This window comes from Dermacoccus sp. 147Ba, from assembly GCF_004151355.1.
GTDB lineage: Bacteria > Actinomycetota > Actinomycetes > Actinomycetales > Dermatophilaceae > Dermacoccus > Dermacoccus abyssi.
In genome coordinates this window covers 18,750-27,611 of record NZ_SEHL01000018.1, presented here as the reverse complement: position 1 = coordinate 27,611, position 8,862 = coordinate 18,750, and the positions used below count along the sequence as shown (strand labels likewise).

Here is an 8,862-nt window from a genome sequence, read left to right as displayed (position 1 = left end):
GTCCCGCCGCCGACAGTGGCTGTACCCCACCAGCGAGAAACATCGCGCAAGTGGGTACCCCCCCGAGCCGAATACGTCCCCACTTGCGCGACCAATCGCCCGAGTAGGAACCAGGCCAATGAAGACGACGCGCGCAGCAAGCACCCAGGGCCCGCGACCAAAGACAGGCAACCCAAGCACCAGCGACGTGTCCCAAGAAGGCGAGCGGACACGTCTCCCGGCACCCAATCCAACCCCATCCCATCTGGCGAATCCCTCGCTGAGCACCTCGCAGGCAATCAGTCCGCCGCCCCTCGCTGTCAGCTCCCCCAACGCCCAAGCGCCCAAACCCCACAAAACGAAAACCGCGCCGCCCCACAGGGTCGACGCGGTCTTCAGCGGAACAGAAGGTCACTCCACGGTGACGGACTTCGCGAGGTTACGCGGCTGGTCGACATCGAGGCCCTTGGCCGTCGAGAGCTCCAGCGAGAACACCTGCAGCGGCACGATGGCGAGCAGCGGTGCGAGCAGCGGAGCCGACTTCGGGATGCGGATGACCTCGTCGGCGAACGGCACGACAGCCTCGTCGCCCTCTTCGGCGATGACGAGGGTGCGAGCGCCGCGAGCGCGGATCTCCTGGATGTTGGAGACGACCTTGCCGTGCAGCCCGTGCGGGGTTTCCGGGCCGGGCACGACGATGAACACGGGCTGGCCCGCGTCGATCAGCGCGATCGGGCCGTGCTTGAGCTCACCGGCGGCGAAGCCTTCGGCGTGGATGTAAGCAAGCTCCTTGAGCTTGAGCGCGCCCTCCATGGCGATCGGGTAGCCGACGTTGCGGCCGAGGAAGAGCACCGAGCGCGTGTCGGCCATGAAGCGGGCGATTTCGCGCACGCGGTCGAGGTGGCCGAGAAGCTCGTCGATCTTGGCCGGCATCTCCTGCAGTTCGGCCATGACCTTCTTTGCGTCGTCGGCGTACGTGCCGCCGCGCAGCTGCGCGAGGTACAGGCCGAGCACGTAGCAGGCGGTGATCTGCGCGAGGAAGGCCTTCGTCGACGCGACGGCGATCTCCGGGCCGGCGTGCGTGTAGAGCACGGCGTCGGACTCTCGCGGAATGGTCGCACCGTGCGTGTTGCAGATGCTCAGCGTGTTCGCGCCCAGGTCACGGGCGTGCTTGACGGCCATGAGCGTGTCCATCGTCTCGCCTGACTGCGAGATCGAGACGACGAGCGTGCGCTCGGAAACGATCGGGTCGCAGTAGCGGAACTCGTGCGCGAGCGCGACCTCGACAGGGATGCGCGTCCAGTGCTCGAGGGCGTACTTGGCGACCATGCCGGCGTACGCGGCGGTGCCGCAGGCGACGATGGTGATGCGGTCGATGTTCTTGAGCTCGTCCTCGGAGATGCGAATCTCGTCGAGGGCGAGGCGACCTTCGGAGTCGGTGCGTCCGAGCAGCGTGTCGCGCACGGCGTCGGGCTGGTCGAAGATCTCCTTCTCCATGAAGGTGTCGAAGCCGCCCTTCTCGGCGGACGCGGCGTCCCAGTCGACGTGGAAGGTGTTGCCCTGAGCTGCGGAACCGTCGAAGTTCACGACCTCGACGTCCTGCGGCGTGATGACGACGACCTGGTCCTGGTCGACCTCCATGGCCTCCTTCGTGTAGCCGATGAAGGCGGCGACGTCGGAGCCGAGGAAGTTCTCGCCCTCACCGAGGCCGATGACGAGCGGCGAGTTGCGGCGCGCGGCGACGACCTGGTCGGCGTTGTCGGCGTGCACGGCCAGGAGCGTGAAGGCACCCTCGAGGCGGTTGACGACCTCGAGCATCGCGGCCTTCAGGTCACCCTTGTACGCCTTCGCGAGCAGGTGCGCGACGACCTCGGTGTCCGTCTCGGACGTGAACTCGACGCCGTCGGCGAGCAGCTCGTTACGCAGGGGGTGGAAGTTCTCGATGATGCCGTTGTGGATCAGGGCGAGCTTGCCGTCCGCGCCACCGCGGTGGGGGTGGGCGTTCGCGTCGGTGGGGCCACCGTGCGTGGCCCAGCGCGTGTGCCCGATACCGGTCGACGACTCGGGCAGCGGGTTCGCCTCGAGTTCGGCCTGCAGGTTGGCCAGCTTGCCGGCCTTCTTCGCCGTCGAGACGTGGTCACCGGTCACGAGCGCGATGCCGGCCGAGTCGTATCCGCGGTACTCCAGGCGCGCGAGACCCTCCATGACGACGGTCTGGGCGCGCTCGTCGACGCGCGGGCCGACGTATCCAACGATTCCACACATGCACGACAGCCTACTCGGGGCGTCGGCCCCGGCACGAATACGCGGGAACGCGCGGCGCGGCCCGCCGGGCTGCGTTGTGCCGCACCGGCTCCCCGCCACGCCCCGGCTACGGCACAATGACGGGGTGAGTCGCCCGCACCTGCCTCCTCTTCCGAGCCCGTACGTCGAACTGACCCGTGAGGACTGGGCCCGACTGCACGACTCGCGCCCCATCGACCTGACGTCCGACGACGTGCGTCGCCTCTCGGGTCTCGGCGAGCGGATCGACCTCGCGGAGGTCGAGGACGTCTACCTGCCCCTTTCCCGCCTCGTGAACTTTTACGCAGGCGCGACGAAGAGCCTGCACCGCATCACGAGCGACTTCCTCGACGAGCGCCCCGCGAAGACGCCGTTCATCATCGGTGTGGCCGGTTCGGTGGCCGTGGGCAAGTCGACGACGGCGCGCGTTCTGCGCGAACTCCTCGCCCGCTGGCCCGACACCCCGCGCGTCGAACTCCTCACGACAGACGGTTTCCTCTTCCCCAACGCCGAGCTGGAACGCCGCGGCATCATGGATCGCAAGGGCTTCCCCGAGAGCTACGACCGCCGCGCGCTCGTGCGCTTCGTCGCCGAGGTGAAGGGCGGCAAGGCCGAGGTCGAGGCTCCGGTCTACAGCCACCTCGTCTACGACATCGTGCCGGACGAGAAGGTCGTCGTCCGTCAGCCCGACATCCTCATCGTCGAGGGCCTCAACGTGCTCCAGCCACCGATCCCGACGCCCGGACAACCGTCGCGTTCGACGCTCACGGTCTCCGACTTCTTCGACTTCAGCGTCTTCGTCGACGCCCGCGAGAGCGACATCCGTCAGTGGTACGTCGACCGCTTCCTGCGTCTGCGCAGCACGGCCTTCGCCGACCCGGACTCCTACTTCCACCGCTACGCCGAGCTGAGCGACGAAGAGGCCGTCGACCGTGCCACCGCGATCTGGGAGAGCATCAACCTGCCCAACCTCGTCGCCAACGTCCAGCCGTCGAAGCACCGCGCCACCGCCATTCTGCGCAAGGGCGCCGACCATCACGTCGAGAGCGTCAAACTGCGCAAGCTCTGACACAACCTGGCTCCGGAGCGCCGGCGCCAGGCAACGACGAAGGCCCCGACTCGCGCGAGTCGGGGCCTTCGTCGGGGGATGTCAGCGGCGAACGGCGGAGCGTCCGTCACCGTCGAGGTCGTGTTCGTCGACGAAGTTGCGGTCTCCCTCGGCGAACTCGTCGTCAGATTCGTCTTGCGCGTCGCGCTCGGCCTCGTCGAAGTCGTCATCGAGGTCGTCGAGCGTGTCGTAGTCGTCGCGGTCGTCGAACTCGGGGTTCGCGCGCCGGTCGAGGGCCCACAGGCCGATCCAGACCCCGGCGAAGATCGCGGCGACCAAGAGGCCACCGAGCACCGCGCCCCCGAGGCCGAAGAGAATCTGCGAGCCGACGCTCGTACCCGATCCGTCGCTGAACTCGGGCGCAGCACCGGCGCCCGAGCGAGCACCGGCGATGATGGCGAGCACGGTGGCCAGGAGCGCGACCACCCAATAGACGACCGCGAATCCCTTGCGGTGGATCAAACGCACAGTGAGCCTTCCTCAACATCGAGTCGGCGGCGCGTCGTCCCCGTCACGCACCGTCCGGCCACACACCCCCAGGGCGCGCGACGCAGTTCACGGTACAGATTCCATCCCGTCGGATGCTATTTGCCACACCGCCGACTTCGAGCGGCTCACAGGACGTGCATCATCCGGCCGTCAGGAGGCGAGGACGTCCGTGACGAGCGCGGCGATCGGGCTGCGCTCCGAACGTGTCAGCGTCACGTGCGCGAACAGCGAGTGCCCCTTGAGCTTCTCGACGACGGCCGCAACCCCGTCGTGACGGCCAACGCGCAGGTTGTCGCGCTGCGCGACGTCGTGCGTCAGGACGACGCGCGAGTTCTGCCCCATGCGCGACAGGACCGTGAGCAAGACGTTCCGCTCGAGCGATTGAGCCTCGTCGACGATGACGAACGCGTCGTGCAACGAGCGCCCACGAATGTGGGTGAGCGGCAGCACCTCGAGGAGGTCGCGGGCGATGACCTCGTCGAGAACCTCCTTGCTCACGACGGCGCCGAGAGTGTCGAACACGGCCTGCGCCCACGGGCCCATCTTCTCGTTCTCGCTGCCGGGCAGGTAGCCGAGCTCCTGGCCGCCGACGGCGAACAGCGGGCGGAACACGATGATCTTGCGGTGCGCGCGACGCTCCATGACGGCCTCCAGCGCGGCGCAGAGCGCGAGCGCGCTCTTACCCGTGCCCGCCCTGCCGCCGAGGCTGACGATGCCGACGTCGAGGTCGCCCAGAACGTCGATGGCGATGCGCTGCTCGGCCGAGCGGCCGTGCAGGCCGAACAGGTCTCGGTCACCGCGCACGAGCTTGAGCACACCGCCGGGCATGACGCGGCCGAGCGCGGACGATGACCCGCCGGCGCTCGTCAGCACGACGCCCGTGTTGAGCGGCAGGTCCTCGATGTCCTCGAGCGCGAGGCGACCGGATTCGAAGAGGCGATCCACGTCGTCGGCACTCACGGTGCGCTCGACGATGCCCGTCCAGCCGGAGTCGGGCACGCCGTCGGCGCGGTACTCGTCGGCGTCGAGCCCCACGGCAGAGGCCTTGATGCGCATCGGCAGGTCCTTGCTCACGACCGTCACATCGTGGCCTTCGGCCGCGAAGTTCGCCGCCACCGCGAGGGTGCGCGAGTCGTTGTCGCCGAGGCGGAAGCCGGCAGGCAGCGCCGACGGGTCGGTGTGGTTGAGCTCGACGCGCAGCGTGCCACCGTTGCCGACGGGCACCGGGTGGTCGAGGCGCCCGTGCGTCACGCGCATGTCGTCGAGCAACCGCAGGCACTCGCGGGCGTAGTAGCCGAGTTCGGGGTGGTGGCGCTTGGCCTCCAGTTCGGTGATGACGACGACCGGCAGCACGACGTCATGTTCCTCGAAGCGCAGCACGGCCCGCGGGTCGGAGAGCAACACCGAGGTGTCGAGCACGTACGTCTTCGTCGCCGTATCGGCCCGTCCGTCGCCGTCACGCGGGGCCGTTTCGGCGTCCTTCGTCGTGATGTCGCGCTCGAGAAGGTGGCCATCGAGAAGTTGGCTATTGAGGACGCCCGTGGCGCCCCCGTTCGTGCTGGAGTACGCCAGAGTCATCGTCGATCCTCGGGTCCCTCGTCGGTGCGCCCCGCCGTCGGTAGGGCTGCAAGAGGCGTTCTCGCCCCTCCCTTGCGACGCTAACGACACCGGTGTCGTTCCGGGTGTTCGTCACCCGTCGCAGGGGTGAACCTTGGATGAACCGGGCCGCCGGTCAGCCGCCGAAGCGACGCTCGCGCTCGGCGTAGGCGCGCACCGCGCGCAGGAAGTCGACGCGGCGGAAATCGGGCCAGAAGGCCTCGCAGAAGTAGAACTCCGAATGGGCGCTCTGCCACAGGAGGAACCCGCCGAGGCGCTGCTCGCCGGACGTGCGGATGACGAGGTCGGGGTCGGGCTGGCCCTTCGTGTAGAGGTAGTCGCCGACGTTCTCGATCGTGAGGCGATCGGCGAGCGACTCGAGCGACTCCCCGCGCTCGGCGGCGTCGAGGAGCATCGCGCGGAACGCGTCGACGATCTCCTGTCGTCCGCCGTAGCCGACGGCGATGTTGACGACGAGACCTTCGGCGTCGGTCGTCTTCTCGACGGCGGCCTGAAGCCGGGCACGCGTTGCGTCGGGCAGCAGTCCGAGCGCACCGACGAGGTTGAGGCGCCGACCGGACGCGGCGAGACCGTCGACGACGTCCTCGATGATCTCGAGCAGCGGCCCCAGTTCGACCTCGCTGCGCTTGAGGTTGTCGGTCGACAGGAGCCAGAGCGTCACGACCTCGATGCCGAGTTCGTCGCACCACGTGAGCAACGGCTCGATGTTGTCCGCACCGGCGCGATGGCCGTGCTCGGTGTTCTCGCCACGCAGTTTCGCCCACCGACGGTTGCCGTCGAGCATGAGTCCGACGTGACGCGGGAGGCGCTCACCGGGAAGCCCCTTGACGAGCTGACGTTCGTAGGCGGTGTAGAGCACGTCACCGGGACCGCGCACCGGGCTCACCTCCGTTGACTCGTCATGGCTGCAATCGGGTCGAACATACCAACGTTTGACGGGTGTTCCCCGCGCGTCGGTTCCATGCGGGCGGGGAAACCCACGCGACGAACGCAGGCGTCAGTGGCGCGCGCTACCGATGGGGTCGTCGTCCTCCGGCGGCACGGGGCTCTCCTCGGAACGCGCCCCCGCCGTCCGCGTGTTCTCGAGCACCTGCTCGCGCTGTTGGAACGTCATCTTCCGCAGGTGCGCATTCATGCTGCGGAAGAGGAACCAGCAGGCCAGGGCCAGGCCGAACAGGACGAGGAAGCCCCAGATCCCTGCGGTGACCTCGACGCTCTCGTTGCCGCCCATCAGCTTTCCTTCCGCTCTACGACATCGTCCACGACCATCTTCGCAGGTGGGGTTGCGGTGGCCATCGCGTCGGCCTCCTCAGGGGTGCCGAGCCCGGCGAACAGGTCGTTCTCGTCCTCGGCCACGGGCACGGCCGACAGGGCGATGTCCCAGTCCTCCATCGGCCATGCCGTTGCCTGCTCGTCTGCGCTGAGCGCGAAGAACTGACCGTCGGGGTCGATCTGCGTGGCGTGCGCGAGCAGTGCCTTGGTGCGCACGTCGAACCACTTCGAGGCGTCGACACGCGTCGTGATGCGGCCCTCGGGGCGGTCGGCGCGGCGCTCCAACCACGCGGGGTACGGCGACTCGCGCCCCGCCGTGACGAGCACGTCGTGGTAGGCCTCGAGTTTGGCGCGGGAGAACGTTCGGTCGTAGTAGACCTTGAGCGGCTGCCACGGCTCTCCCGCGTGCGGGTACGCCTCCGGGTCACCAGCGGCACGCACGGCCGAGATCGTGACGAGGTGGGTCATGATGTGGTCGGGGTGCGGGTAGCCGCCGTTCTCGTCGTACGTCGTGACGACGTGCGGGCGGAACTCACGGATGACGCGCACGAGCGCCTCGGTCGTCACGTCGAGCGGCTCGAGAGCGAAGCATCCGGGCGGAAGCGGCGGCAGCGGGTCGCCCTCGGGCAGACCGGAGTCGACGAAGCCGAGCCACGTGTGCTCGTACCCGACGACGTCGCGTGAGGCCGCCATCTCCTGGCGACGCAGGTCGACGAGGTCGCTCTTGACCCGCGGGTCGTCGGCCAGGCGCGGGTTGAGCACGTCGCCGCGCTCCCCCCCGGTGCAGGTGACGACGTGGACGCGGTTTCCCTCGGCCAGGTAGCGCGCCATCGTCGCCGAGCCCTTGCTCGCCTCGTCGTCCGGGTGAGCGTGCACCGCCATGAGGCGGAATCCGCTGGTCACGTCGTACCTCGTATCGTGTGGGTGACATCTGAGCTCGCCTGCCCCGGCCAACCTGCCGGGACGGAGCGTGCGTCGCCCATTGTTGCAAAGGAGCAGCGGTGTCCCCTACACGCCCACGGGCCGAACAACGCAAGTGGTGGATCATCGGGATCGTCGGTGTGATCCTCATGTCCGCTCTCGCGGCCTGGTTCGGCATCAGTTCCTCGTCGAACACGGTGAGGGCCAACCAGGCCGGGTTCAAGGTCATCTCCGACGACCGCATCGAGGTGCGTTGGGACGTCATCCCGAGCGAACGCAACCGTGCCATCACGTGCACGATCATTGCGCTCAACGACAAGCGCGACGTGCTGGGTACCAAGCAGGTGGAGCTCAAGCCCAGCCCCTACCGCTCGACGCGATACTCCGACGTCCTGCGCACCACGTCGCGCGCCGTCTCGGGAACGGTCAAGGAGTGCCACTACACGGGGGAACGCCCGCCGGCGCAGTGACGTTCGCGCCGCCGCCACGCGGATGCGCCATCTCGTGCCACGCGGCGGGCGGTGTTAAAATGGTGGTTTGATCCCGGGCCGAGACGCGCGCCGCAGTACGCGGTAGCCGCCGTCTCGGCCTTCATTTCACGCCGCGCCGAGCGCGCGTGGAACCTGATGCACACAGCAAGGAGTACACCGTGAGCGAGACCACCACGTCGTCGAGCTTCCTCACGCAGGACGCGTTCGATCGTCTGTCGGCCGAGCTCGAGCACCTTTCGGGCCCGGGCCGCTCCGAGATCGCCAAGCGCATCGAGGCTGCCCGCGAAGAGGGCGACCTCAAGGAGAACGGCGGCTACCACGCGGCGAAGGAGGAGCAGGGCAAGATGGAGGCCCGCATCCGCCAGCTCGAGTCGCTGCTGCGCAACGCCACCGTGGGTGAGGCTCCCGCCGACGACGGCATCGTCGAGCCGGGCATGGTCGTCACGGTCGAGATGTTCGGTGACAAGGAGACGTTCCTCCTCGGCAGCCGCGAGATCGCCGGCGACGCCGCCGACATCGACGTCTACAGCGAGCAGTCGCCCATGGGCGCTGCGATCAACGGCAAGAAGAAGGGTGACGAGGTCACCTACGACGCGCCGAACGGCAAGTCGATCGCCGTCAAGATCATCGACGCGAAGCCGTACGCCGGCTGACACTGCGTCACCGCAACGAAGGAGGCGAGCACCCGTTCGGGGTGCTCGC

Annotated in this window: 9 protein-coding genes; 3 read left to right on the top strand and 6 right to left on the bottom strand. The window is 68.3% G+C overall.

Annotation, left to right across the window (positions count from 1 at the left end):
- Positions 1 to 390: 390 nt before the first annotated feature.
- Positions 391 to 2,244 (bottom strand): glutamine--fructose-6-phosphate transaminase (isomerizing), encoded by a 1,854-nt coding sequence (gene glmS / locus EVU97_RS14730; RefSeq protein ID WP_129666916.1) that lies wholly within the window; start codon positions 2,242 to 2,244, stop codon positions 391 to 393.
- Between the two features lie 124 nt (positions 2,245 to 2,368).
- On the opposite strand from glmS, the gene coaA reads away from it, so the two are divergent.
- The gene (gene coaA / locus EVU97_RS14725) at positions 2,369 to 3,331 is read left to right on the top strand and encodes a type I pantothenate kinase (protein ID WP_240730255.1); all 963 of its coding nucleotides are present in this window, start codon (positions 2,369 to 2,371) and stop codon (positions 3,329 to 3,331) included.
- Between the two features lie 81 nt (positions 3,332 to 3,412).
- Here coaA and EVU97_RS14720 read toward each other — a convergent pair whose 3' ends face one another.
- The 5 genes from EVU97_RS14720 to mca form a co-directional block, all read right to left on the bottom strand.
- Positions 3,413 to 3,838 carry a hypothetical protein gene (locus EVU97_RS14720; protein ID WP_129666912.1) on the bottom strand — a complete coding sequence of 142 codons (426 nt, stop codon included), beginning with the start codon at positions 3,836 to 3,838 and terminating at the stop codon, positions 3,413 to 3,415.
- Between the two features lie 171 nt (positions 3,839 to 4,009).
- Positions 4,010 to 5,437 (bottom strand): PhoH family protein, encoded by a 1,428-nt coding sequence (locus tag EVU97_RS14715; protein ID WP_129666910.1) that lies wholly within the window; start codon positions 5,435 to 5,437, stop codon positions 4,010 to 4,012.
- A gap of 154 nt (positions 5,438 to 5,591) precedes the next feature.
- On the bottom strand, positions 5,592 to 6,353 hold the full coding sequence (locus EVU97_RS14710) for an isoprenyl transferase (RefSeq protein WP_047312139.1): 762 nt from the start codon (positions 6,351 to 6,353) through the stop codon (positions 5,592 to 5,594).
- A 120-nt stretch (positions 6,354 to 6,473) separates the two neighbouring features.
- Complete coding sequence (locus EVU97_RS14705) at positions 6,474 to 6,707, bottom strand: hypothetical protein (RefSeq protein WP_129666908.1); 234 nt, start codon at positions 6,705 to 6,707, stop codon at positions 6,474 to 6,476.
- Positions 6,707 to 7,651 (bottom strand): mycothiol conjugate amidase Mca, encoded by a 945-nt coding sequence (gene mca / locus EVU97_RS14700; protein WP_240730254.1) that lies wholly within the window; start codon positions 7,649 to 7,651, stop codon positions 6,707 to 6,709. Before mca ends, EVU97_RS14705 begins: the two co-directional genes overlap by 1 nt.
- 98 nt (positions 7,652 to 7,749) lie before the next feature.
- Between mca and EVU97_RS14695 the strand changes: the two genes are divergently transcribed.
- Both EVU97_RS14695 and greA read left to right on the top strand, forming a co-directional pair.
- The gene (locus EVU97_RS14695; protein WP_129666906.1) at positions 7,750 to 8,139 is read left to right on the top strand and encodes a DUF4307 domain-containing protein; all 390 of its coding nucleotides are present in this window, start codon (positions 7,750 to 7,752) and stop codon (positions 8,137 to 8,139) included.
- Between the two features lie 179 nt (positions 8,140 to 8,318).
- On the top strand, positions 8,319 to 8,813 hold the full coding sequence (greA, locus tag EVU97_RS14690; protein WP_047311771.1) for a transcription elongation factor GreA: 495 nt from the start codon (positions 8,319 to 8,321) through the stop codon (positions 8,811 to 8,813).
- The last annotated feature ends 49 nt before the right edge of the window (positions 8,814 to 8,862 follow it).